General features: G+C 69.2%; 16 protein-coding genes and 1 tRNA gene. 8 read left to right on the top strand and 9 right to left on the bottom strand.

The annotated features are described in order from the left end of the window. Positions 1 to 246: 246 nt before the first annotated feature. Positions 247 to 660 (bottom strand): winged helix-turn-helix transcriptional regulator, encoded by a 414-nt coding sequence (locus tag HKK72_RS13400; protein ID WP_187234661.1) that lies wholly within the window; start codon positions 658 to 660, stop codon positions 247 to 249. Between the two features lie 101 nt (positions 661 to 761). Here HKK72_RS13400 and HKK72_RS13395 point away from each other — a divergent pair, with 101 nt between their 5' ends. The 7 genes from HKK72_RS13395 to HKK72_RS13365 all read left to right on the top strand — a co-directional run bounded on the left by HKK72_RS13395 (position 762) and on the right by HKK72_RS13365 (position 13,942). After that, positions 762 to 1,658 (top strand): zinc-binding dehydrogenase, encoded by an 897-nt coding sequence (locus tag HKK72_RS13395; RefSeq protein ID WP_187234660.1) that lies wholly within the window; start codon positions 762 to 764, stop codon positions 1,656 to 1,658. 180 nt (positions 1,659 to 1,838) lie between these two features. After that, a complete protein-coding gene (locus tag HKK72_RS13390) occupies positions 1,839 to 3,365 on the top strand; it encodes a P-loop ATPase, Sll1717 family (protein ID WP_222720658.1) in 1,527 nt (508 codons plus the stop codon). 216 nt (positions 3,366 to 3,581) lie between these two features. Then, complete coding sequence (locus HKK72_RS13385) at positions 3,582 to 7,220, top strand: protein kinase domain-containing protein (RefSeq protein WP_187234659.1); 3,639 nt, start codon at positions 3,582 to 3,584, stop codon at positions 7,218 to 7,220. A 54-nt stretch (positions 7,221 to 7,274) separates the two neighbouring features. Next, positions 7,275 to 8,588, top strand: coding sequence for a serine/threonine-protein kinase (locus HKK72_RS13380; RefSeq protein WP_261986783.1), 1,314 nt, complete (start codon positions 7,275 to 7,277; stop codon positions 8,586 to 8,588). 610 nt (positions 8,589 to 9,198) lie between these two features. Beyond that, positions 9,199 to 10,203, top strand: coding sequence for a serine hydrolase domain-containing protein (locus HKK72_RS13375; protein ID WP_187234658.1), 1,005 nt, complete (start codon positions 9,199 to 9,201; stop codon positions 10,201 to 10,203). 416 nt (positions 10,204 to 10,619) lie between these two features. Next, entirely contained in the window at positions 10,620 to 13,100 is a 2,481-nt protein-coding gene (locus HKK72_RS13370; protein ID WP_187234657.1) for an MFS transporter, read from the top strand. Between the two features lie 17 nt (positions 13,101 to 13,117). Then, positions 13,118 to 13,942, top strand: coding sequence for a YceI family protein (locus tag HKK72_RS13365; protein WP_187234656.1), 825 nt, complete (start codon positions 13,118 to 13,120; stop codon positions 13,940 to 13,942). A gap of 107 nt (positions 13,943 to 14,049) precedes the next feature. Here the strand turns inward: HKK72_RS13365 and HKK72_RS13360 are convergent, their stop codons facing one another. Both HKK72_RS13360 and HKK72_RS13355 read right to left on the bottom strand, forming a co-directional pair. Further along, positions 14,050 to 15,069, bottom strand: a complete 1,020-nt coding sequence (locus HKK72_RS13360; protein WP_187234655.1) for a hypothetical protein — start codon at positions 15,067 to 15,069, stop codon at positions 14,050 to 14,052. Between the two features lie 9 nt (positions 15,070 to 15,078). Then, positions 15,079 to 16,560, bottom strand: coding sequence for a M48 family metallopeptidase (locus HKK72_RS13355; protein ID WP_187234654.1), 1,482 nt, complete (start codon positions 16,558 to 16,560; stop codon positions 15,079 to 15,081). Positions 16,561 to 16,887: 327 nt separating this feature from the next. On the opposite strand from HKK72_RS13355, the gene HKK72_RS13350 reads away from it, so the two are divergent. Further along, complete coding sequence (locus HKK72_RS13350) at positions 16,888 to 17,871, top strand: hypothetical protein (RefSeq protein ID WP_187234653.1); 984 nt, start codon at positions 16,888 to 16,890, stop codon at positions 17,869 to 17,871. Positions 17,872 to 17,954: 83 nt separating this feature from the next. On the opposite strand, the gene HKK72_RS13345 is transcribed toward HKK72_RS13350, so the two are convergent. From HKK72_RS13345 to HKK72_RS13320, 6 genes are all read right to left on the bottom strand, one after another. Next, positions 17,955 to 18,935 (bottom strand): NAD(P)-dependent alcohol dehydrogenase, encoded by a 981-nt coding sequence (locus HKK72_RS13345; RefSeq protein WP_187234652.1) that lies wholly within the window; start codon positions 18,933 to 18,935, stop codon positions 17,955 to 17,957. Between the two features lie 188 nt (positions 18,936 to 19,123). Further along, positions 19,124 to 19,840, bottom strand: coding sequence for a TetR/AcrR family transcriptional regulator C-terminal domain-containing protein (locus HKK72_RS13340; protein WP_187234651.1), 717 nt, complete (start codon positions 19,838 to 19,840; stop codon positions 19,124 to 19,126). A 131-nt stretch (positions 19,841 to 19,971) separates the two neighbouring features. After that, positions 19,972 to 20,985 (bottom strand): adenosine deaminase, encoded by a 1,014-nt coding sequence (gene add / locus HKK72_RS13335; RefSeq protein ID WP_187234650.1) that lies wholly within the window; start codon positions 20,983 to 20,985, stop codon positions 19,972 to 19,974. A 90-nt stretch (positions 20,986 to 21,075) separates the two neighbouring features. After that, positions 21,076 to 21,963, bottom strand: a complete 888-nt coding sequence (locus HKK72_RS13330) for a nitroreductase/quinone reductase family protein (RefSeq protein WP_315987225.1) — start codon at positions 21,961 to 21,963, stop codon at positions 21,076 to 21,078. A 233-nt stretch (positions 21,964 to 22,196) separates the two neighbouring features. After that, positions 22,197 to 22,267, bottom strand: a tRNA-OTHER gene (locus HKK72_RS13325). A 57-nt stretch (positions 22,268 to 22,324) separates the two neighbouring features. Continuing rightward, on the bottom strand, positions 22,325 to 23,260 hold the full coding sequence (locus tag HKK72_RS13320) for a hypothetical protein (RefSeq protein WP_187234649.1): 936 nt from the start codon (positions 23,258 to 23,260) through the stop codon (positions 22,325 to 22,327). Positions 23,261 to 23,791 lie beyond the last annotated feature (531 nt).

Genomic DNA, 23,791 nt, shown 5'->3' with positions numbered 1-23,791 from the left:
ATGCAGTTGTTCGCGGTGGTGTCTCGTCGCCTGGCGTGCCGGGCGCTTTGTCGGCCAGGCTGCATCGAGGGATTCTGGATGAGCTGCGTGCCGGTGGGCGGGACTTGTCGCGGGGTGCGATCGGCTCGTCCACCACGCCACCGGCATCCGCGTGCGCGACCTGCCGATCACCCTCGACAAGCTCCTGAGCTGACCGGGCGCCACGGGCGAAGCGGACAGCCCCCGGCTTCCTACCGCACGCTTTTCCTACGGCACCTGCGGCGCACGGTCAGGCGCTTTCCGGTCGTACTCCTCGCGCGCCCTGTCCACCTCGGGCATGTGCGCCTCGGCCCACTCCTTGAGGTGGCGCATCGTGTCCAGCAGGGAAAGGCCCAGTGGCGTGAGCTCGTAGTCGACGCGGACGGGCACCGACGGGGTCACCGTGCGGGTCAGCAGCCCGTCTCGCTCGAGAGCCCGCAAGGTCTGGGTCAGCATCTTCTGGCTCACCCCGGCGATCCGGGCGGAGAGTTCGGAATAACGCATCCGACCCTCCAGGCCCAGTGCCACGATCGCGAGGCTCGCCCACTTGTTGCCGATCGTGTCGAGCAGCCGCCGGCTGGGGCAGGAGGCGGCGAACGCATCGAACCGCGCCGCCGGCGCGTCAGCAGTGGTCACGTCCATGGCTTACCTCCGGGTGCTTACACCACTTCAAAGTGCCTACTTCCCAAAAGAGAGTAAGTCACCGATGGTTGTGCCGTCCACCCATCGTAAGGAGAGCCATCATGACGCTCGCATTCGTGTCCAAGCCCGACGCCTCCGCGCTCACCTTCGAGGAGGTGACCCTGCCCCCGCTGGGGCCTGGCGACCTGCGGGTCCGTGTCACGGCGGCATCGGTCGATCCCGTCGACACCCTCTTCGCCGGCGGACCGGCCCGGACGATCTTCGGACTCACCGGCACGGTCGGCCTCGGCTGGTCCCTCACCGGCGTCGTCACCGAGACCGGTGCCGAGGTCACCGGCTTCTCGGTCGGCGACCCGGTCGCCGCCGTACACCGCGACTTCACGGCCCCGGTCCGCGCGCATGCCGAGGAGACCGTCGTGCCGGCGATGGCCGCCGCGCTGCTCCCGGGCGGCGTCGATCCGGTCGACGCGGCCTCCCTCCCGCTCAACGCCTCGACCGCAGCGCAGTTGGTGGACCGGCTCGGCCCTGCCGACGGGCGGACCCTGCTGGTCACCGGCGCCGCCGGCGCCGTGGGCGGGTACGCCGTCGCGCTGGCCGCCCACGCCGGCTGGACCGTCACCGGACTGGCGCGCGAATCCGACCGCGACTTCGTGCTGAGAGCCGGGGCTCGTGAGCTCGTCACGGAGCTGCCTGGCCCGTCGTTCGACGCCGTCGTCGACGGCGCGGTCCTGCACGCGGCGGCCCTCGTCGCGATCCGCGACGGCGGGACGTTCGTCGGCGTGACCTCGTCGTCTCCCGCGACGTCCGAGCGGGGCATCGAGATCGGCATCGTGAACGTCGAGCCCGACGGCGCGCGGCTCGCCGGCCTGCTCGCCCTCGCCGCCTCCGGCGTCCTGGAGCTGCGGGTGGCCGGCCGGGTGCCGCTGGCCGAGGCCGCGACTGCGTACGACAAGGTCGCCGGCGGTGGCCAGCGGGGCCGGTGGCTGCTGGTGCCGTAAGCGCGGCCGCGTTGACTTGCGGCGTGTCGTTGGTGTCGCCGAGCGCACACCAACGACACGCCGCAACTCAACGAAGGCGGTGACATCGCCAACGGATCGTCTCCGGTCAGGGAGTCGTGGCCTTGATGGCGTCCTGATCGGGAGCGAGACTCGTTGCGATGCCGATCGCATGGGGGACACATGACCCGCCTGGCCCTGTCGCCGAGGATCCTCGACCACCTTGACTTCGGAACTCCTTCAGCCGAACGGGACATAGGACGTGGCCTGGAGAAGTGTTTCGTCGAGTCCGCGGCCTATCAGCGCGTGCATTCCGGCGCGAAGACCATCGTCTTGGGGAATCGGGGAGCCGGCAAGAGCGCCATCTTTCAGGTGATCGCCAAAAGAGAGCGGATCGCGGGAAGCAACGTCATCGAGCTTTCTCCCGACGACTATTCGTACGAGCTGCTCAGCTCAGCATTGGCGGCCGAGCGCGCGGGCTCCTGGGCGAAACACGGAGCATATGCGGCGGCGTGGAAATATCTGATCTACGTGCTGGTCATGAAGGAGATCGCGAGAAAGGGAATGCGTCTTACCAAGAACGGTGGGGCCGATATTCACCGATACATCCGGGACAATCACGCCACCAGCCAGCTGGGCTCCATCTCTCTCCTGATCTCCTATCTGAAGAGGCTCGAGGGCATAAAGATCGGCCCACTGGAGGCGGGGGTGAGGACACGCGAGCTGGACAGGCTGTACAAACTGGAAGAGATCCACAATCTGCTCCCCTCGCTCAGGAACGTGCTGGAACGGCGGCGCGTCGTCGTCTTCGTCGACGAACTCGATCGCGGGTGGGACTCGTCGGAGGACGCCCAGGCCTTCGTCTCCGGGCTCTTCCAGGCCTGCGTGTCCATCAACGGCCTGCACCGGAATCTACGGGTCTACGTCTCGCTCCGGCAGGAGCTGTACGACGACATCCCGGCGCTGTACGAAGACGCACAGAAACATCGCGACCTCCTGGAGAGGATCCACTGGTCAGAGGAGTCGCTGCTCGAGCTCATCGCGAAGAGGATCCGCTATTCGGCCCAGGAGAGGGGGTACGACAGCGAGATGCTGCGGCGGATTCCTGACCGTGCCTGCTGGTCCGCCGTCTTCGCCGGGGATTCCGACCGGTTCGGGGAGAGCTCGTTCGGATACATGATGGAGAGAACGTTGTACCGGCCACGGGAGATCATCCAGTTCTGCACGGAGGTGCTGGAAACCGCCCGGGGCCGCGCCTCGGGTCTTCCGCTGCCCTTCGCCTCCATCACCAGGGCCGAACACGGTTACTCCGCCGAGCGGGCCAAGGACATCGCCGCTGAATACCGGTACCAATATCCCGGACTGATGAGCGTCTTCGACGTGTTCCGCGGGCGAAGTCATACCTTCGCCAGGGACGACCTCGAACTGCTCTGCCTCGCACTGGCGACCGGCGAGATCCCGACCCGCAACAGTCATTCATGGCTCACCTACTGCGAGCCGGACGCTCTCATCGAGATTCTGTGGCAGGTCGGATTCCTCACGGCGCAGCCCATCGGTGACGAGGTCGCCCACCGCACGGGCAACGGCGCGTTCTTCGGCGCGCATCAGGTCCAGCACCTCAATCTCGCCGCAGTCCAGCGCTTCCAGGTCCATCCGATGTTCCGCGCCTATCTCGGCCTCGAAGACCCGGCTTCCCGTATTCACTCGTAAGCACGGCCAGGTGGTGGACGGGGCCGATGCGGCGAAGCGGCCGGTCGGCCGGCGACCGGCTGTGCCGGGCTCTGGCGGGTGGTTATCGTGATGGCGCTGAGGCGATCACGATCGAACGCGGGTGAGCCGATGAGCAAGCGGCGGTGGCTTCGGAGGAGCCGCAGGCACGGCCATTCGTCGGAGGCGCCGGAGGCGTCGCCATCGCGGCGAGCGGAGGTGGCCCGAACCGACCGGCACGCGGTCGAGAGCCTGCTCGCCGGAACGCCCCGCCAGGCGGAGTCGGAGGTCACCGCCACCTGGGCCGTTGGCGACCGGGTCATGGGCTTGTACGAGGTGCTGGACGTCCATGAGCAGGGCGGCATGGGCGTGGTCTACCGAGTCCGCCACCTCGCCTGGAACACCGAGCTTGCGGTCAAGAGCCCGCGCCCTGAACTGTTCCGCGGTGACGCGGATCGGGAAAGGTTCGTCACCGAGGCCGAGACCTGGGTTTCGCTGGGCCTGCATCCGCACGTGTGCAGCTGTTACTACGTGCGCACCCTCGGCGGGATCCCGCGGGTGTTCGCCGAGTACATGGACGGCGGAAGCCTGCGCGACTGGATCGATGAGCGCCGTTTTCACCACCGCCGTGGGCAACAGGACCTGGCGCGCGTCCTCGACGTGGCGATTCAGATCGCCTGGGGCTTGCGGCATTCGCATGACCAGGGCCTGGTCCACCAGGACGTCAAGCCGGCCAACGTCCTGCTCGACGCGGCCGGCACCGCCAAGGTCACCGACTTCGGGCTCGCCCGGGCGCGCCCCATGTCCTCCGGCGCCGGCTCGGTGGCCGGAGCGAGCGTCCTGGTGAGCACCGGCGGGATGACACCGGCCTATGCCTCGCCGGAACAGATGGCGGGCGCGGATCTCGGTAGGGCCACCGACATCTGGAGCTTCGCCGTCACCGTGCTGGAGATGTTCACCGGCGAGGTGAGCTGGATGGCCGGGCCCGTGGCGGGCGCGGCCCTCGCCGACCTGCGCGAACGGGGCGAGCTCGCCCGGATGGGCATGCCGGCGGCCGTCGCCGCCCTGCTCGCCCGTTGTCTGCGCGATGACCCGGCCGAACGCCCTGGCTCGATGTCCGAGGTGGCCGCCGTACTGCGCCGGATCCATGCGGACGAGACCGGCCGGCCGTACCCCCGGCCGGAGCCCGTCGCGGCGCGGCTGCGGGCGGATGAGCTGAACAACCGTGCCCTGTCCCTGCTCGACCTCGGCCGGCGTGAGGAATCGGATGCGGCCTTCCAGGAGGCGCGGGCGGTCGACCCTCAGCATCCCGAAGCCACGTACAACGCCGGCATCCTGCACTGGCGCGCGGGCCGGATCACCGACGAAAGGCTCGTGCGCGACCTCGGAGCCGTGTACGCCAGCACGGGCGAGTCCGCCCGGGCCGGGCACCTGCTCGCGAACGTCCATTTGGAGCGCGGCGACCTCGCCACGGCCGCAGCCCTGCTGGAGGAGGCGGGTCGTCGGGAGCCCGGGAACGAGGAGATCCAGGCGGCCGTCGACCTCGCGCGTTCCGGCCGGATCAGCGGCGGCGGCCTCCTGCGCGCCGTGGAACATCCGTCCTGGGCGACGGCCTGTCTGAGCGCCGATGGTCATATCGCGGTCACCGGCGACGGCGACGGCACGGTGCGGCTCCTGGACCTTGTGGACGGCCGCGGCCTGGCCGCGTTCCAGGCGCACGGCGGCGGGGTGAAGGTGGTCAGCCTGAGCCTGGACGGGACGAAACTGCTGACCACGGGACAGGAGATCGTGGGGAACGGCTGGCACGACACCCTGCGGCTGTGGGACCTGCGGACCGGACATTGCCTCAGCGCCCACGTCCATGACGCCAGCGTCGAATCCGCGTGCCTGCGGGCCGACGGGGCCCTCGCCCTGTTCGGCAGCAACGACGGCACCGTACGGGAGTGGCGGCCGGGTGTCGGCGACCGCATCGTTGCCGGGCCTTCCGAGACCCGGTACGCGCGAAACGCGATCGTCAAGCACCCGGTGTGCCTGAGCGCCGACGGCCGCCTGGGGCTCTCCGGCAGCGGGGGCAGCGCTGAGCCACGCCTGTGGGACACCGAGACCGGCCGGTGCCTGCGCATCTTCGAGGGGCACACGGACAGCGTGTCCGCGGTCCATCTGACCCCCGACGGCCGCTGGGCCCTCTCCGGCGGACAAGACCGTACCGTCCGGCTGTGGAACGTCGAGACGGGCGAGTGCGAGCGGACCTTCGAGGGGCACACCGCCGAGGTGCTGGCCGTCTGGGTCACCGGCGACGGCCGCCGGGCGGTGTCGGCGGGCTGGGATCGGTTCGTACGGCTCTGGGACGTCGAGACCGGCCGCTGCCTGCGCTCCTTCGAAGGCCACACCAGCCACGTAGCCTCGGTGTGCATGACGGCCGACGGAGGGCTGGCGCTGTCGGGCGGGGGCGAAGGAAGCGTCCGGTTGTGGGAACTGCCCGATCCCGATCGGTACTGGTGTTCGCTCATGCCGTGCCGCCCGCGTCCCACCGCTGAACTCTCCGACCTCGACGCGCGGGTGGAGTCACTGGCCGACGAGGCCGAGCGGGCCGTCGCCGAGGGGCGTCCACGGGAGGCGCTCGACCTGCTGACGACGGCCAGGGAGCTCCCGGGGCATGAGCGGGCGCCCCGGGTGCTGCCGGTGTGGCGTACGCTCGCGCGGTCCTGCGTACGGGCGGGACTCAGGGCCGCCTGGGCGTCACGAACCCTTGACGGGCACGCCGAGTGGGTCAAGCACGTGAACGCGAGCGCCGACGGGACGCTCGCCATCAGCCAGAGCTGGGACGAGACCGCGCGGCTCTGGGAGGTCGAGACCGGTCGTTGCCTGCGCACGTTCGACGGGCACGACGGGGTCGACGCGGCCGCGCTGAGCGGCAGCGGCCGGTTCGCGCTCATCGGCCACTGCAACGGCGACCTCCGGTTCTGGGACGTCGCGGAAGGCCGTTGCCTGCGCACGTTCGAGGGCCCGCGCGGCCTCAGCGAGATCCGCCTGAGCCTCGACGGCCGGCTGGCGCTGACACAAGGCCGGATGGAGCACACCGTGCGGCTGTACGACACCCGGACCGGCCGCTGCGTGCGATCCGTCGAGGGGGCCAACGGCGTGCACTCCATCGCCCTGAGCGAAGACGGACGTCTGGCGCTCATCGCGAACGGGGAGTACAAGGTTCAGGTATGGGACCTGGCGGGCGATCGTCAGTTGCCCCCGCTGAGCGGACACACCAGGTTGCTCCGCGCGGTGTGCCTCAGTGCCGACGGACGGCTCGTCCTGTCCGGGGGAGCGGACCCCGAGATCCGGCTGTGGGACCTCGCCACCGGGCGATGCCTGCGGACCCTCACCGACGCCGTCGACAATGTGAAGGCGCTCAGCATGAGCGCTGACGGGCGCTTCGCGCTCTCCGGCGGCGACGATGCCGCCCTCCGGCTGTGGGACCTGGGCACCGGTGAATGCCTGCGCACCCTCACCGGTCACACCAACCGCATGACCAGCGTCGACCTCAGTGCCGACGGCCGCTTCGCCCTGTCGGCCGACATGGACGAGACCGTCCGTACCTGGGAGCTCGACTGGGAACTCCAGGTCCACGACCCGGCCGAGTGGGACGACGGCGCGCGGCCCTTCCTTGAGCAGTTCCTCGCCCGGCAGATGACCCTCGCCGTGTCCGGACGCGGCACGCCGTCCTGGTCGGAGGCGGACTTCGACGACCTGATCCGCCGGCTCGAGTACGCCGGTTACGGCTGGTTGTCCGCCGCTGGCGTACGGGCCGAGCTGGAACGCCTCGCGGAGGACTGGCAGGGGCCGCCGCCACCGACCACCGGATGATCCGGCGGTGCCGACCGCGTCCTACATGTTCTGGGAGACCGATTGGGAGATCGATTGGGTGCTCGTGCTCGAGACCTGATGAAGGCGGCCGTCACGCTCGAGGTGACCGAGGGGGCCTTGCGAGGCCGGAGGTTCGTCTTCGACGAACGCTCCACCTGCATCGTGGGGCGCGCGTCGGACTGCTCCCCGCGGGTTCCCGATGACGGTGACCACCGCACCATCTCGCGGCACCACTGCCTGCTGGACATCAACCCGCCGGACATCCGCGTACGCGACTTCGGCAGCCTCAACGGCACGTACGTCAACGGCGTCAAGATCGGGCAGCGGGAGGCAGGCCAGGCACCCGGGGAGGCGGACCACTCGAAGTTCCCCGAGCACGACCTCCGCGGCGGCGACGAGATCGCGCTCGGCCCGACCGTGCTGCGCGTGCACATCGACGCCCCCGAGCCGGAGGCCCCAGGCCCGGCGCACGCACCGTCCGACCCGGGCGAGGTCATGCGGCGCCTGGTCGACCGGGCCGCGGCCGGCGAGCCGGCCCTCGCGACGCTCGCCGACTACCGGCTGGAGCGCGAGCTCGGACGAGGCGGAACGGGCGCGGTCTTCCTGGCCCGGCACAGGGTCACCGGGACCCCCATCGCGGTCAAGTCCATGCTGCCCAAGGTGGCGGGGGACGACCGGGCGCGGGGGCGATTCCTGCGAGAGGCCGAGGTCGGCCGGAAGCTGCGGCACCCCCACATCGCCTCGCTGTACGACGTCGGCAGTGACGGCCGGACGTTCTTCTTCACCCTGGAATACTGCGCCGGTGGCAGCGTCCACGACCTCGTCACCGGGCGCGGCCGCATCCTCACCGTCCAGGAGGCGCTGCCCATCGCGTTCCAGGTGCTCGACGGTCTCGGTCACGCGCACCGGCAGGGCGTCGTGCACCGCGACCTGACGCCGCACAACGTCCTGCTGCACCCCGGACCGCCCGGCGAGGCACCCGTGGCGAAGGTCAGTGACTTCGGGCTCGCCAAGTCGTTCGACCAGGCCGGTCTCAGCGGGCTCACCCGCACGGGCAGCGCGATGGGCAAGCCGTACTTCATGCCGAGGCAGCAGGTCATCAACTTCAAGTACAGCAAGCCCGAGGTGGACGTGTGGGCCCTCGCCGCCTGCCTGTACTGGATGGTCACCGGGGCCTTCCCCCGCGACTTCCCCCCTGACAAGGACCCCTGGCAGGCCGTGTTGCAGGACGCACCGGTCCCCGCCCGGGAACGGAACCCGGCCGTCCCCCGGCGCCTCGCCGAGATCCTCGACCAGGCGCTACGGGACCGTCCGGCCATCGGGTTCACCACGGCCGCCGACCTCCGCCATGCACTCGAGCGAACCTGACGGGGGCGCCCCCTCTTTCCCCGTGACGACGCGGCAGGTCACGTCGTTCTTCAACAGCCTTATTAAAGTACCTCCGTCGAAAGTTTCGACTCGGCGCCAAGTCTAAGATCCCGCAGTTTCGTCGGAGTCGGTCGCGGGGAAGACGTAGTGGATCATGCGGCATAAAGTCAGGGACAGCGAGCCTTAACGGATTGCTCGTTATACGGCAAGGTATCGCCGCGCGGCGCAATTGTTTTATAGTAGAAATCCAATTCCGGTCCTTTTGTTCACATTTTTTGTCAAGGTGGTAAGCTCCATGGGATTTCGGAAGAGTGTGGCGATTGCCATGTCCTGCTCGGTTCTCGCTGGAGGTGCCGCTCTCGGCGTGGGCGCTCCTACCCCGGCCGGAGCCGCAGTGGCTACAGCTGAAAAGAGCGGCCGCGACTTAAATGTGAACCGTCATCGGGAACGGGTCGTCGTCGCCAATCGAATCAGAATCGGCGACTCCGACGAGAGCGACGGTGACGCGCCCGAACCCGATCCCGGCACCACCTTTTCTGCGGATGCCGCCGGTGGCGAGGGCGGTAGAGGTGGAGGTGAGGCGCCGCCGGGTGATCGGTCCGCTGCGGCGATGCTGTCGTACCTGCGGGATCTGGCCGCGAACAGGAAGTTCACCGGCGCGGTGCTGGTCGTACGGCGTGGGCAGGTGCTGGTGCGTTTCGCCGCCGGCGAGGCCGACGCGGAGAACCACATCCCCAACCGGCCGGACACGGTGTTCCGGGTCGCCTCGGTCACCAAGCAGTTCACCGCGATGCTCGTGCTGAAGCTGCGCGACCGTGGGTTGCTTCGCCTGGACGACCCGATCTGCCCGTATCTCATCCCGGTGTACATCAAGACCTGCCCGACGGCGTGGCGGCCCATCACGATCCGCGAGATCCTCACGCACACCTCCGGCATCCCCGATATCCAGGGGCTGCCCGGCTTCTTTTCCAAGCTCTCGCAACCGACCACGACCCAGGAACTCATCCAGCGGTTCGTGAACTTGCCACTGGACTTCAAGCCCGGCACCAGTTGGAAGTACAGCAGCTCCGGTTACATCCTGGCCGGAGCGATCATCCAGTCGGTCACGCACAAGCCGTACGGCACGGTACTGCACGAAGAGATCACCGGCCCGCTGAACCTCCGGCACACCGGCTACAGCAGGGGAAATCCGCCCCCGGGCTATGCGAAGGGCTACCTCACGCTCGGATCACCGGCCCCGCCCATCAACGGCTCCCAGGCATTCTCCGCGACCGGCATCTACTCCACCGTCGACGACCTCGTCCGCTGGGACCGGTCATTGGGCGCATACCTGGTCGCGCCACCCGCCACCGTCAAGGAGGCATGGACGCCACAGGCACCGTGCCCTCCCAACGGCTGTCTCAACCTGCCGTCGAGCGCGTACGCCTTCGGCTGGCTCGTCGACCGGCTCAACGGGCACCGACTCCGATACCACCCAGGTCTTCTCCAGGGCTACGCAGCGAGCAACATGTACCTGCCCGACGACGACATCGCGGTGGTCGTGCTCAGCAACGTCGAGGACACCGACACCAACGGCATCGCCCGCCACCTCGCTACGTTGGCCCTCGAGTCTTAGCGTGCGGGGGTGCTCAAACGCACATGGGCGCGTGCTCCTCGGCGGACCACCGAGGAGCACGCGTCGCCCAGTCGGCCACGGTCAGGGCAGCGGCCTCGGGCGAAGGCCGTCGAAGACGACGGCCCGAGCCCGGTCCCGCGCCACCGCCGACCGCGCCTACTGGCCACTGTCGGCCGAGGAGACAAGTCGAGCTTTCCGCGCTCTTGTGGTGTCCGATGGTATTCGTACTCTAAGTGATGGAGCATGTGCGTTCGGCAACATCGTGATCCCGCGCTGGAGGAGGTGATGCACACGTCGCACGCGGGAGCAGCGGAGTCCCCGATCTCCCCTGCACCTGTGACGAATCCGCGGAGGTGCCGCCCGACCGCTCGTTCGTCCAGGTGCTGAGCCGCCCCCCACACCGGAGGACGTTCCTCATGTCGACGACCGCACCGGCGCCCGGCGCCCCCGTTTCCCGGCGCTGGATCGCTCTGATCTTCATCGCCCTGGCCCAGCTGATGGTCATCCTCGATGCGACCATCGTCAACATCGCGATGCCCTCTGCCCAGAGGGCTCTGGACATCTCCGACGGCAACCGCCAGTGGATGATCACCGCCTACACCCTCGCCTTCGGTGGCCTGCTCCTGCTCGGCGGGAGGGTCGGCGACCTCATCGGACGCAAGCGGACCTTCCTCGTCGGCCTGGTCGGCTTCGCCGGGGCCTCGGCGCTCGGCGGTGCGGCGCAGACCGAGGGTGTGCTCTTCGCCGCCCGCGCTCTTCAAGGGGCGTTCGGGGCGTTGCTCGCCCCGGCCGCGCTCTCACTGCTCGCGGTGACGTTCACCACCCCGAAGGACCGCGCGAAGGCGTTCGGCATCTACGGCGCGATCGCGGGAAGCGGCAGCGCCGTCGGCCTGATCCTCGGCGGCGTGCTGACCGAGTACCTGAACTGGCGCTGGGCGCTGTACGTCAACGTGCCGATCGCCGTCATCGGCCTCGTCGGCGGCCTGGTGTTCATCAGAGAGCCCGCCTCCCGTAACCGCTCCCGCCTGGACGTCCCCGGCACCGTCCTGGTCACCGCGGGGCTGGTCTCCCTGGTCTACGGCTTCACCCGCGCCGAGTCCGAGGGCTGGGGCGAGCGCGGGGTGATGGGCCTGTTCGTGGCAGCGGGCGTCCTCCTCGTGGCCTTCGTCGCCGTCGAGAGTATGAGCAGGGCTCCACTGGTGCCTCCGCGAGTGGTCGTCGATCGCGTCCGCGGCGGTGCCTACCTGGCGGTCGGTCTCGCAGTGATCGGGATGTTCGGTCTCTTCCTGTTCATGACGTACTACCTGCAGACCATCAAGCTCTACTCGCCCGTTCGGACCGGCCTGGCCTTCCTGCCGATGACGGTCGCCCTGATTTTCGGTTCGACACAGATCTCCGCACGGCTCGTGAACCGCGTGCCGCCGCGGGCGCTCATGGCCCCCGGCCTGCTCGTGGCCGCCGGAGGTACGGCGCTGCTCACCCGGCTCGAGGTCGACAGCCCCTACACCCATCTGGTGCTGCCGGCGATGGTGCTGCTAGGCCTCGGGCTGGGCGTGATGTTCATGCCGGCGATGAACCTCGCCACCTCGGGTGTCGACCCGCGCGACGCGGGCGTGGCGTCGGCGATGGTGAACACCTCGCAGCAGGTCGGCGGCTCGATCGGCACCGCGCTGCTCAACACCATCGCCGCCACCGCGACCAGGACGTACGTCGTCGAGCACGGGAACGGCCTCCCATCGCCGCAGGTCGCGGCGGCCGGCCTCGTGCACGGCTTCACCGTGGCACTGTGGTGGGCCGCGGGCGTGCTGGTCCTGGCCGCACTCACCGTCATCGGACTGATCAATACCAGGCGGCGCGGCCGGATCGTCGCTTCGCCGGTCGTCGTTCCGCCGGACGTGGGCTCGCCGGTCACCGACTCGCCGGTCACCGACTCGCCGGTCGTCGGCTCGCCGGTCGCCATGGACTCGGAGGTGTCGACCGAGAGCGTGCCGGCCCGGCGGCTCGCCGGTGTCGGCGCCCGTATCGATCCGTACGAGAACCCTGAGAACGACGACCTGGACACCTGGGGATTTCCGCCGCCCCCCGGAGCGGCGATGGCGACGATCGGCGGCGACGGTGACGGCGGCTCGGGCACCCGGATCAGCGGATACGTACGAGGCGGCGAGAGCATCCCGATCGCCGGTGCCGCGCTCACTCTCATCGACCCGCACGGTCACCAGGTCGGCCGGGCCACCACCGCAGGGGACGGTTCCTATGCGCTGACCGCTCCCGGCGGTGGGACGTACATGCTGATCGCCGCGTCCGAAGGGCACGAGCCCCAGGTGGCCGCCGTCGTGGCCGGCGACGAGCCACTGTTCTACGACCTGACCTTGTCAGGCGGCTCCGGCGTCGAGGGCGTGGTCCGCAGCGCGGCGACCGGAGCCCCGGTCGCGAGCGCCATGGTGGTGGTGACCGATGTCCGCGGTGAGGTCGTCACCTCTGCCAGGACGGGTGAGGACGGCGGATTCTCGTTCAACGAACTCGTCCCAGGTTCCTTCGTCCTCGCGGTGAGCGCGCGCGGCCACCGGCCGGCGGCACTCCCGATCGAGGTCACCCGCCAGGGCACCACACGGCATGAGGTCGAGTTGCAGCCCGGTGCCCGGGTGCAGGGCGTCGTCCGCGCCGGACGGGCGAACCTGCCGCTGGCCGACGCCAGGGTCACCCTGGTGAACGCCACGGGCGACGTCGTCGCCACGGCCACCACCGGGCCCGACGGCCTGTACGCCTTCGTCGACCTCGACCCGGGCCACTACACCCTGGTCGCGAGCGGCTATCCGCCGGTCGCCACCGCGCTCACGCTCGACGGGACCGACGAGAGCGGGTTCGGCCTGTCGCTCGGCCATCCGGATGAAGCCTGAGGGGAGCGGGACCGGCTATGGACGAGCGGGGACTTCGCGTACGGGTCGTCACCAAGAACGGCTGGGCGATCCACCACGCGGTGATCACAGTGACCGACATGACCGGCGAGCAGATCGCCCGCGCGCCGGCGGACGCCGACGGCGTGGCGCGCACGCGGCCGCTGCCAGCAGGGGCCTACACGGCGATCGTCACGGCCGTGGGCCACATGCCTTCGGTCTCCACCGCGATGGTCGGGCAGGCCGGGGCAGCGGACCTCGGTACGGTCATGCTGGCCCACCAGGGCGGCGCCGAGCTGCCGCCTCCGGGACCGTGGACGATCGACCCGGCGCACTCCAGCGTCGTCGTGACCGCACGGCATCTGGGTCTGTCCAGCGTCCACGCGCGATTCACCGAGTTCGGCGGCAGCATCCAGGTCGCCGAGCACGTCGAGCACTCCCGCGTGGCGGCCGAGATCAAGGCCGCCACGGTCGACACCGCCGTCGCGATGCGCGATGACCACCTGCGCAGCGCGGACTTCCTGGACGTCGAGCGGTTCCCGCTCATCACCTACACCGGCACGCACGTCGCCTCGGCGGGCGCCGACCGCTGGACGGTCCACGGCGAGCTCTCCCTGAAGGACGTACGACGTCCGGTCGAGCTGGACCTGCACTACCTGGGCACAGGACCCGACCCCTGGGGCGGCACCCGGGCCGCGTTCCGCGCGACGACCGAGTTGCGGCGCTCGGACTTCTCGATCACCTACAACCAGATCCTGTCCGGCGGGATCGCGGCCATCGGCACCACGCTCCGCGTCGAGCTGGACATCCAGGCCGTACAGGGCGAGCGCCTGCCCCAGGGGTGATCCGTGATCGACGCGCTGAGATGGTTTGCCCCCTGTTCGAGAGCGGCCCAGCGACAAGCGCAGCCAGGGCGTACTCCAAGCGCTTGTCGCTTCGGAGAAGCGGCGACTCACTCCGATCGGGCCGTGCCGCCGGCCTGGAGCCAGCCGTTGATCGCCTTCTCTCGCAGCGCGTCGAAGGCCTTGACCGGGTCCGCCTCATAGGACCATGGCACGCTGCCGATGGCGGGCCCGAGCCGGGTGAACTGGTGATAGGCCTCCACGAGTCGCTCGGCCCTCGTCAGGGAGTAGGCGAGCAGATGCCGGGCGCGCGGCAACCGGGGATGCGCCGGGTCGACCGTCTCGAGCGCGGCCAGCACGCCGTCGATCGCCCAATGCGCGTAGTCACGCCGGTAGATCTCCCAGTCGTCGGTTCCGAATGCGTACTCGAACATCGCCGTCAGGCAGAGTGTGGCCAGCAGTGATCCGCGCGGTGCCGAGGCCGCGGCCCGCTTCGCGAACTCGAACATCAGCTCATGGGAGCCGTGCCATTTCGCGCACCAGTATTGAAGAGCGACCTCGTGCGCCGCCTCGTGGTGCGGTGCGCGTTCGACGAGCCGCCGCCAGGCGACGTGGAATCTCTCGTGCGGGTGCCCGAGCCCGAGGTGGACCTGAAGGACGCTGACGAGCGGGGTCGGATCGTTCGGAGCCATGTCGGCGGCACGGTCGCTCGCCCTTTCGGCCTCCCCGAGCACACGGGCGAAGCCCTCGAACTGCAGGCGTGTCACGTGCGAGGCCGGAAGCGAGGAGCGCACCCCCCAGGCCAGCTCGACCAGGCCGACCGCGTCGATCACGGCGGCATCCGCGTCGTACGGCCGCTTGGCGAGCCACTCACGGACGAAGCGGTCGTCCTCGGCCGCGACCTCCCCCAGCCGGCCCGTGCAGAGAGAGCGCAGCTCCCAGTGTCGGCCGATCCTGGCGAGCAGCTCGGCGGCGGGCTGCCATGCGCCCTGGGAGGCCGCTTCACACGCAGCGTTCACCACCTCGGGCAGTACGACGGAATTCTCGGTGGTGAGCCGGTCCGTCGGCACCATCCCGTACGCCGCGAAGTCGATGTTCTGACCGGACGGCCGGTTCAGGGTTTCTGCCATGTTCCCTTCCTAGGCGCCCAGCAGCGCGCGCATCGCACGGCTGTCGGGGGATTGGGCCAGTACGGCATCGAGCGCGTCATCGAGGCTGACCGGTGCGCCGGCGCGCAGTTCGAAGCGGTCGATTTCGGCCCAGTCGATGGCCCATCGGGCCGCGCCCCGCTCGGCCAGGTTCAGTTCGGTGAGCGGCCGGAGCATCCACGACAGCAGGGTCTTCTGATGCTCGGCGCGGACCCTGCCGGTGGTGTGCGCCACCTCCTCGGGCAGGGCGAGGCGGGCGGTCACCTCCGAGCGCCGTCCCTGATCGACGAGATCGAGCAGCGCGACGAGAGCGTCCGGGCGGCCGGTGGCCGCGGTGACGGCCTCGACGAGCGGCTGGGCCCCTTCGGCCGCCCGGGCCCTGCCCGCTTCGTGCATGAGCGTCGGCCAGTCGACGATCCGCTTCTGCGCCGCCTCGTCGGCCAGCGTCGACCGGGCGAGCACGGTGAAGGCCGCCTGAGGGTCGCGCAGCAGCATTGTCGCTCGTGCGTTCTTATCGTCGAGGGGGCGGCCGTCATCGGGGAGTGCCTCGATCATCGCGATCCTTTCCTGGATCGGCGGATGCGAGTCGAACGGATGGGCCTCCTGCTCCGGCGGCTCGGCCCGGATGGCATCGAGCTCGGCCTGCCGAGGGGGCGCGGTGAGCATCCGGGCGAACCCGACGAAGAACTCGTTCGGGGAGGGCAGCAGCCCCAGATCCCAGCCCGTGGTGACGTACCGGCTCATATAGAACTCGAAGGCGGCGTCCAGGGCCGGGATCTGGCGCAGCGCCGCGGCCGCGTTCGCGCGCCCGGCGATCCGCACGGCGTCCAGGTCGGCCGCGAGTTCCTGGCCGCGGCTGATCGCCTGTGTGGTCCGCAGGTACCGCTCCGCGTACGCCTTGTACAGGCGGAACATCACCGAGTCGGTGCCCCGTGCCCTGCCGTACAGCTCGACCGTCCGTAGCACGCCGCGACGGCCCCGGTAGATCAGCCCGGCCATCCGGGTGTCGTGGTTGGCGTAGTGGCCGAGCTCGTGCGCGATGACCGCGTCGAACTCGCTGCGGGTCAGGCCGATCAGCAGGGGCACGCCGATGTACATCCTGCGCTTGCCGGGGATGAGGCCCAGGAAGCGCGCGTTCTCCTGTACGGCGGCGTTGACGTCGGAGATGAGCCTGATCTCCGCGGGCGGACGGGTTCCGACGTGGTGGGCCAACTCCCGGATCCGCTGCCACAGGACCGGCTCATCCCCCTCCGTGATCGGTACGCCCGGCGGCTTGCGGTCCTCGGGGTCGCGCCGTGCGAGCATGCCGCGCACCGTTGGGAACACGAAGATCAGGCTGAGGACGACGAACTTGCCCTTGCCGGCATCGAACCAGGGGATGGCCAGGACGAGGGCATCGATCACGATCACTAGGCCGAGCAGCCCGAATCCGATCAGATAGAAGCCCATGAGCAGCGCGACCGCTGAGATCACGCGGGATCGGACCTTCAAGTGTCGTTCCACCTCGGCTGAGACATTCCTTCCGGCTGTGACGGACCAACCATCTGGCAGACCTCACTTGCCGGCCTCCGGGCCGGAGAAGGGCGAGATTACCGTATTTGTCCGGACATGTGCTCTGGTGTGAAGTCTGCGTAGCTTGTCGCCGATGGTCCAAGTCCTTGGGCAGACCGGCCCGGATGACGGTGACCTTGTGCAGGTCCCGGCCGGGTACTCCTCCCTTTTATGATCTCCAGTCGCAGGGATCGGTGTTCCGCGGCATGTGGCCGGTTCGATCTCGGCCATCGAAGGAGACATGTACCTGTGGAGACTGGATCGTGGTCACCCCCCATCCCCAGCGGGGCTGTCGCGGTGGACGCGTGGAAGCGACTCGACCGCCGGACCCGGCGGGACCTGCTGCGAAGCGCGGCCGCTCACCCCGACCCGAGCGTGGCCGCGGTCGCGGTCGGATACGCACGGACGAATCTGGGCGGGCGATGGTGGCTGCGTTCACTGCGGTCGGTGTGGTTCGCCCCCGTTACGTGCGGCGTCGCCACGTTGCTGGTGGTGTCGGGCTCCGTTCGGCGCTGGCCGCAGCTGTCCGCGCTCGTGTTCGCGAGTTGTGCGGTCGCCTTCCTCTGGGACGTGGTCAGGGTCACGAGGTTGCGGCTCGCGCTCATTCGGATGGAGAACGCCAACGCTCCGAGCCTGCTCGCCGGCGAGACCGTCACATCGACCATCGGCCGGGCGGACCCCGTACAGGCGGGAGTCGGCGAGAGCCTCATCGTCGGCTATGACGGCAAGACCCTGGTCCGTTGGTACGCCGGAGTGGCGGTGCCATGGGTCGCCGCGGTCGCGGTGTCGCTGGTCGGAAAAAGGCCGATCCTCTACGTCCCGGCGATCGTCGCCGCGATCCTGCTGACGCTCGTCTCGGCCTACTTCGTGATCCTCGCGGTCATGGGGATACGGCCGGGCCGCAGGGCCGCGGTGCTGGATCGGGAGGGGATCTCCAGCCCCTTCTTCGACGTGCATGTGGACTGGCGGGAGGTCGTCGAGGTACGCGTACTCCCACAACGCGCATCGGTGCGCGCGAAGACCCGCCACCGGGTGGTCGCCTTCGTCCTGGCCGACCCGGAGGGGGTGCTTGAGCGGATCGGGGGCGTGAAGGCGAAGGGGGCCCGGCTGGATCACCGCTACTACGGTTCTCCCCTCGCGATGGCCGATCAGATTCTGGATCACAGCGCCGATGAGATCGCCGCCGCCGTCCAGAACCTGACCCCGGTTCCGGTACGCCGCTTCGACGGATGACCGGCCCTGCCTGTCGACGGAGTCCGCGAGCTGTTCGAGAAGTACGGCAGGAACCTCAAGGGCTGACATGGCTCGGCAGGTGATCAGACGGTGATGGCGACTTTGCCGCGGGCGTGGCCGCGCTCGATGTGGCGGAGCGCCTCGGGGAGCTCGGCGAACGGGTAGGTCCGGTCGATGACGGGGGTGAGCTCTTCCTTGTCCATGAGCTCGGCCAGGAACCGCAGGTCCGTGGAGTTGGGCTTCCAGCTGACACTGGCGATGCGCTGGCTGACGAAGGGGGAGGTCAGGGCCCCGCGGATCATCTGCCCCGCCGGGCCGAGCAGGCCGCCGCGGGGCGAGGCGATGCCGCCCACGATCACGAGCGTCCCACGGGAGGTCAGGGGGCGCCGCAACTCCGCCAGCGACCGGTCGCCCACGATGTCCATGAGCAGGTCGTATCGCCGCTCCCGTTCGGTGAAGTCCTCGCGGGTGTAGTCCACGACGTCGTCCGCGCCCAGCGAGCGAACCAGCTCGACGTTGCGGGTGCTGCACACACCGGTGACCTCGGCTCCGAACGTCTTGGCGAGCTGGACGGCGAACGTGCCGATGCCGCCGGAGGCTCCGTTGACGAGGACCCGCTGCCCGGCGGAGATCCTCCCGACGTCCCGCAACCCTTGCAGTGCGGTGTGCGCGGCCATCGACACCGACGCCGCCTGTTCGAAGGTGAGGCGGCTGGGCTTGACGGCCAGCCTCTCCTGCGGGACGGCGACGGCCTCGGCGAATGAGCCCAGCTTGACCTCCCCGAAGACTTCGTCGCCGGGACGCAGCCCGGTCACGTCGTCGCCCACCCGTTCGACGACGCCGGCGAGGTCGGCGCCGAGGACCAGACCCGGTTTCGGCCGCCGCAGGCCGATGCTCAGCCGTACCAGCTTCGGGTGGGCCCGCAGGTGGCGCCAGTCGTAGGGGTTGACGGAGGCCGCCCGCACCCGCACCAGCACTTCGTCTCGGGCGATGTCGGGTTCGTCGACGTCCCTGAGGGCCAGCACGTCGGGCGAGCCGTAGCGGTCCCAGTTCCAGGCCTTCATGGCGTCTTCCTTTCGGTGGTGTTCACCTGGGTGACAGAGGGTCCCGGCGCCGTCGTACGGCGTAAGGCTGTCATACGACGTAAGGTAATCGTACGGCGTAAGGGAGTCAAGAACCATCGCAGAAAGAGACTCGGTCGCTGACAAAGGGTGACGGCGCGTCCGGCGCGCTCAGTCGCCTTCGGAATGGGTCACGAACCGGCGGCGCGGCGCCGTTCCAGCCCTTCGAGGATCAGGTCGAGCGCGAACTCGAACTCGAACTGGTCGTCGCAGAAGCCCAGAGTGCCATCCGGATCGTCGTGGACGGCGTCCGCCAGCATTCGGGCGATGTTCGGGAACCGGTCGGCCATCTGCTCCATCATGGCGGCGGCCTCGGCATTCGCGGTCTGGGCGCCGCCCGGCTGGAACAATTCCTGAGTGAAGCCGACGGCGCGGCTGCCCAGGACGTGCAGCGCACGGTGGGCCAGATCGAACGAGAACCCGCCCGCCCGCAGGATGGCGATGACGTCGTCGTAGTAAGCGATGACGAACGGGCTCGTGTTGGTGCGGGTTTCCAGTACCTGCGGGGCCCAGCGGTGACGCAGCAAGACCTCTCGGGCGGCGAGGATCCGCGCGCGCAGTGCCGCCTGCCAGTCCTCTTCCGGGCGCGGAGCCTCGACCTTGTCCGCCGCCGCCATGATCTCCCCGAGGATCACCTCGACGACGCCGTCGAAGACGGCCTCTTTGTTGGCGACGTGGTGGTACAGCGACATCGCCTCGACCCCGACCTCCTGCGCGAGCCGGCGCATGGTGAGCGAGTCGAGGCCGTCGCGGTCGGCGAGCTCCACGGCGGCGCGTAGCACCCGCCTCCGGCTCAGCGGAATACGGGGCTGCTCGGTCAGGTCGTCGGCGTCGGCCCGTAGGGTCATGGATCTTCCTCCCGGCGCACTCTACCCGTACACGGTAAGTCTCCCCGATCCAAGCCAGGCGCCGGCCATCAGGATCCGGCTCCGCGATCCCGTGCCATGAGCCGGGAAACACGGGCTAGGGAGCCGGCGAGTCAGGTGGGCTCGATGGCGTCGATCTCGGCGAGGATGGCCTGCTTGCGGTCCGCGTCCAGGAACGAGGCGCGGACGCCGTTACGAGCCAGGTTGGCGAGGTCCTTCCGGCCAAGACCCAGGTCGCGCGCCGCCACGCGATACTCGTTCGTCAGCGTCGTGTCGAACATCGGCGGGTCGTCGCTGTTCAGCGTCACGTAAAGGCCCTCGGCGAGCATGCGGGGGAGCGGGTGCGCCGCGATGTCCGCCACCTGCTTGGTGCACACGTTGGAGGTCGGGCACACCTCGAGCGGAAGCTGCGTCTCCCGTAGGTACGCGACGAGCTCCGGGTCGTCCAGGCAGCTGATCCCGTGCCCGATCCGCTCCGCCTTCAGATTCCGGATCGCCTCCCAGATCGTCTCCGGGCCGGTCATCTCCCCGGCGTGCGGCACGCTGTGCAGGCCCGCCGCGACCGCGGCGCGGAACGCGTCCCGGATCGCCTCCTCGTGCCCGAGGCGGTCCTGTTCGATGCCGCCGATGCCGAAGCCGACGAGCTTCTCGGGCGGGTGGTTCAGCGCATGGTCGGCGGTGGCGCGGGCGGCCGCGGCCCCGAACTCGCCCGGGATGTCGAAGACGTACGCGACCTCGATCCGGTCGGCGACCTCCCGGGCGGCCCGGTCGAGCGCCTCCGTCACGGCCGGCATCGTCATGCCGACCGACACGTGTGAGAACGGAGTCACCGTCAGCTCGACGTACCGGACGTTCTGCGCGGCCAGATCGCGGGCGACGCCGGTGACCAGCGTCGCGACGTCCTCCGGCTCCCGTACGAGGCCGTTGACCGCGAAGTAGACATCGGCGAAGTGCGGGAAGTCGCGGAACTCGCAGAAATCCCGCAGGGCCGCCTCGTTGGTCGGTACGTGGTGGCCGGTGTGCCGCTGGGCGAGCTCCAGCACGGTGGGAACGGACGCGGAACCTACCAGATGAACGTGAAGTTCGACCTTGGGCAGCGCATTGATGAAGTCATCCGTGACGGTCATGGCCGGGAAGCTAACAGTCCTAAAACACCCCAAGCCAGAGATCGAGCCCGAATCTGACACAGATTGGTCAACTTCCGCCGCACAGGTCTTCTACCCCGGAAGATCATTCAGCAGCGGTACGAGCTGCTCCTCCTCATAGTCCAGGTGGGCCTCCAGCTCCTGGGTGAGTCGGTTCACCTCGCTCAGCAGGGTCTCAGGGGCGACATCGTCGACCGCCAGCAGCGTCTTGAGCTCGTCAAGCAGCCGCGCGATCACTTCGTGCTCGGCCCGCAGCCGTGCCATCACCGCGGCCAGTTCCGGATGGCGGCTCTCCAGGTCCGGGAACATGAACGCGTCCTCCTTCGAGTGGTGACCGTGCAGGCCCTGGCACATGGTCAGGCAGTTGACCCGCAGCTGCGCGACCACGCGGGGTCCCGACCGGGCCACCTCCGCGCGGATGAGGGCCAGCTCGCGGCGGAAGCCGTCGTGCATGGTGATCAGCGCGTCGCCGAAAGTGCCGGCGGGCGGCCGGAATTCGATCGGCATCAGCGCCACCACCGGCAGGACGCGGCCCGATTGTTCCTGGTACGTGCCCCAACCCGGGTCCGCCTCGACGGCGCGGGCGAACACGCGCTCGCGTTCCTCGCCCTCGAGCACGACCGCCTTGGCCTGGTACGTCCAGACGCCGTCCTCCACGGTGACTTGCGGGTTGGCGAGCAGGTTGTGATACCAGGCCGGAGGCCGGGGCGCGCCGCCGGCCGAGGCGATGATGAGCATGCGGTCGCCGTCGGGCAGGCAGCCGAGCGGCGTGGTGTGTTCGGCGCCGGTCCTGGCGCCCACGGTGGTCAGCAGGAGCAGCCGGGCTCCTTCGAAGGGGCCGCCGACCTGGCCCTTGTTGGCGCGGTATTCGTCGATGATCTGCTGGTTGAAGTCCATGGGCATGCTGAGTTCTGGCTCCTTGCGGCGGGTGTCGATGACATGGGAAACCCGCACGGGCATGCCGACGCAAGCGGGTTCTACGACACCGCAAGAGGCATGGGACGACGCGCGGGCGCGGTGTGCTCAGGCACGACCGGCAGTGTGAGTGGCCACGGTGTCATCCCCTTTGATTCGGCGCCTCCATGCCTCCGTCCGTCCTCCCGGCAGCGACACGCGACGCGGCAGCCATTACGCCCACATTCCGAAAGAAGTGTCAAGGCGTACGAACTCCGCAGCGGAACACCTTTCAGCGGAGACGCAGGCGAGAGTCGAACTCGCACGGACGGGCTTGCGCAGGCCTGCCTCCGCACCCGCGAACCGCGCCTAGCCGCCTCGGCCCCCAACCGCGGCGTTCAGGGCTCGTTGGCGGCCTGCGGTCGGGCTAGGGCGTGAGTGTGGCCGCCACGTCCAGGGCGGCGGTGTAGGCGGCGTTGGTCGCCTGGTTTTTGGGGATCGGGACGCGCTTGTCATTTCCTGCGTAGGTAACGGCGACCACGACGTGGCCGCGCTGGAAGCTCGCCAGAGCGAATTTGTTGTCCTTGTCGAATCCTGCGACCGCTTGGTCGCCCAGGCTCGCCAGGACGCGGAAGTCTGCGCCCGACTGGTCGCGCAGAACGTAGTGGTTGATGAGGAAGTTGCGTTGAGCGGCCGCGACGCTCGGGAAAGCGAAGGTCGTGACCTGGAGTTGGCGGCGGTACGTCGCGCCGGTGTCATCGGGTGGGGTGCTGGCTCTCCACTGGCAGGTCTGGCGCGGCGGTGGCGGATCGGACTCGTGGGTCCCAGGCGTGAGGGTCAGGGGTTCGGGCAGGGTGATTTTTTCGCCGCCGGCGCCCTTGGTGACCTTGGCCAGGGTCTGCTTGGACACCAGCGCGCACGGCGGGCGGACCGCGGGTGGAGCGGCCGTCTTGACGGCAGGTGCCAGTCGCGGCCGCGCCTGTGTCTTCATGGCCTTCGCGGTCTCCGCGGCGGCACGGAAGGCACCCTTGACCGCCACCTGCTGGGAGATCGGCGGTGCGTCCCCGTTGGGGCCACCATCATCTGAACCGCCGAAGCGGGCTTCGACCACCGCGTTGGAGACCCGGAAGCGGACCAGAGCCCCCTCATAGACAGCGCCCTTGTCATTGGGATAGACCAGGTTCGCTTCCTCGCCGAGCCCGGAGACGGGCTTGGGTGTGGGGACGGAGTCGCCGAGCGGACGCCCCGCGATGTGCTCCATGGCCTGGCTCATCGCCGAGCCGACCGGCGGCCGGTAGGCGAAGATGCGGACCTGGAGTACGCGCGAAAGGAGGCTGTCGCGGGAGTACCACTCGCACTCCATGTGAGCCGAGGAAGCAGGTTCCTTCTGCTGACCTTCCGCGTCGGCTTGGGGGGACAACGCGCGCACTGTGGCCCTGGAGACGCCACACTCGCGCGGAAGATCCTTATCGTCGATCAGCGGCCCAGTCGGAACCGCATCGGTACCGCCCCGCGGCACCGCGAGCGGGCCCGGCATGACGTCCGCGGCCGCCGGCTGGGCAGCCTCCTCGCGAAGGAAGACTGCGATTCCGATGGCCAGAAGCAGAGCGAGCGCTCCGGCAGTGGCCAGCATTCTTCGGCTCATGGTCGATTATGACCATAATGCCGGGCCGAGATCCGGACGATCCAAAAGCAACAGTCAAGCGGCCGGGGCCATCCGAGGCTGGGCGGATTCCAGGGATTTTCCCGCCACGGGTCATTCCACTGCGACGCCCAACTTAGCTTGATCTTTAAACTGCCTGTTCGAGGTGGGTGGTGAGGGTTTTCTCGCGTTTGATCGTTTTGCCGGCGTCATGGTGGGGTGCGGGCCGTTGGTTCTTGGATCCGGGCGGTC

The organism is Actinomadura sp. HBU206391 (assembly GCF_014323665.1).
In the GTDB taxonomy this organism is placed as follows: Bacteria; Actinomycetota; Actinomycetes; order Streptosporangiales; family Streptosporangiaceae; genus Actinomadura_C.
This window is presented reverse-complemented; position numbering and strand designations above follow the sequence as displayed.

What these genes read in the sequence shown, in the direction of transcription:
- HKK72_RS13400 (WP_187234661.1), bottom strand. Translation starts at nt 660, where the DNA reads ATGGACGTGACCACTGCTGACGCGCCGGCGGCGCGGTTCGATGCGTTC.
- HKK72_RS13395 (WP_187234660.1), top strand. Translation starts at nt 762, where the DNA reads ATGACGCTCGCATTCGTGTCCAAGCCCGACGCCTCCGCGCTCACCTTC.
- HKK72_RS13390 (WP_222720658.1), top strand. Translation starts at nt 1,839, where the DNA reads ATGACCCGCCTGGCCCTGTCGCCGAGGATCCTCGACCACCTTGACTTC.
- HKK72_RS13375 (WP_187234658.1), top strand. Translation starts at nt 9,199, where the DNA reads ATGCTGTCGTACCTGCGGGATCTGGCCGCGAACAGGAAGTTCACCGGC.
- HKK72_RS13370 (WP_187234657.1), top strand. Translation starts at nt 10,620, where the DNA reads ATGTCGACGACCGCACCGGCGCCCGGCGCCCCCGTTTCCCGGCGCTGG.
- HKK72_RS13365 (WP_187234656.1), top strand. Translation starts at nt 13,118, where the DNA reads ATGGACGAGCGGGGACTTCGCGTACGGGTCGTCACCAAGAACGGCTGG.
- HKK72_RS13360 (WP_187234655.1), bottom strand. Translation starts at nt 15,069, where the DNA reads ATGGCAGAAACCCTGAACCGGCCGTCCGGTCAGAACATCGACTTCGCG.
- HKK72_RS13345 (WP_187234652.1), bottom strand. Translation starts at nt 18,935, where the DNA reads ATGAAGGCCTGGAACTGGGACCGCTACGGCTCGCCCGACGTGCTGGCC.
- HKK72_RS13340 (WP_187234651.1), bottom strand. Translation starts at nt 19,840, where the DNA reads ATGACCCTACGGGCCGACGCCGACGACCTGACCGAGCAGCCCCGTATT.
- add (WP_187234650.1), bottom strand. Translation starts at nt 20,985, where the DNA reads ATGACCGTCACGGATGACTTCATCAATGCGCTGCCCAAGGTCGAACTT.
- HKK72_RS13330 (WP_315987225.1), bottom strand. Translation starts at nt 21,963, where the DNA reads ATGCCCGTGCGGGTTTCCCATGTCATCGACACCCGCCGCAAGGAGCCA.
- HKK72_RS13320 (WP_187234649.1), bottom strand. Translation starts at nt 23,260, where the DNA reads ATGGAGTGCGAGTGGTACTCCCGCGACAGCCTCCTTTCGCGCGTACTC.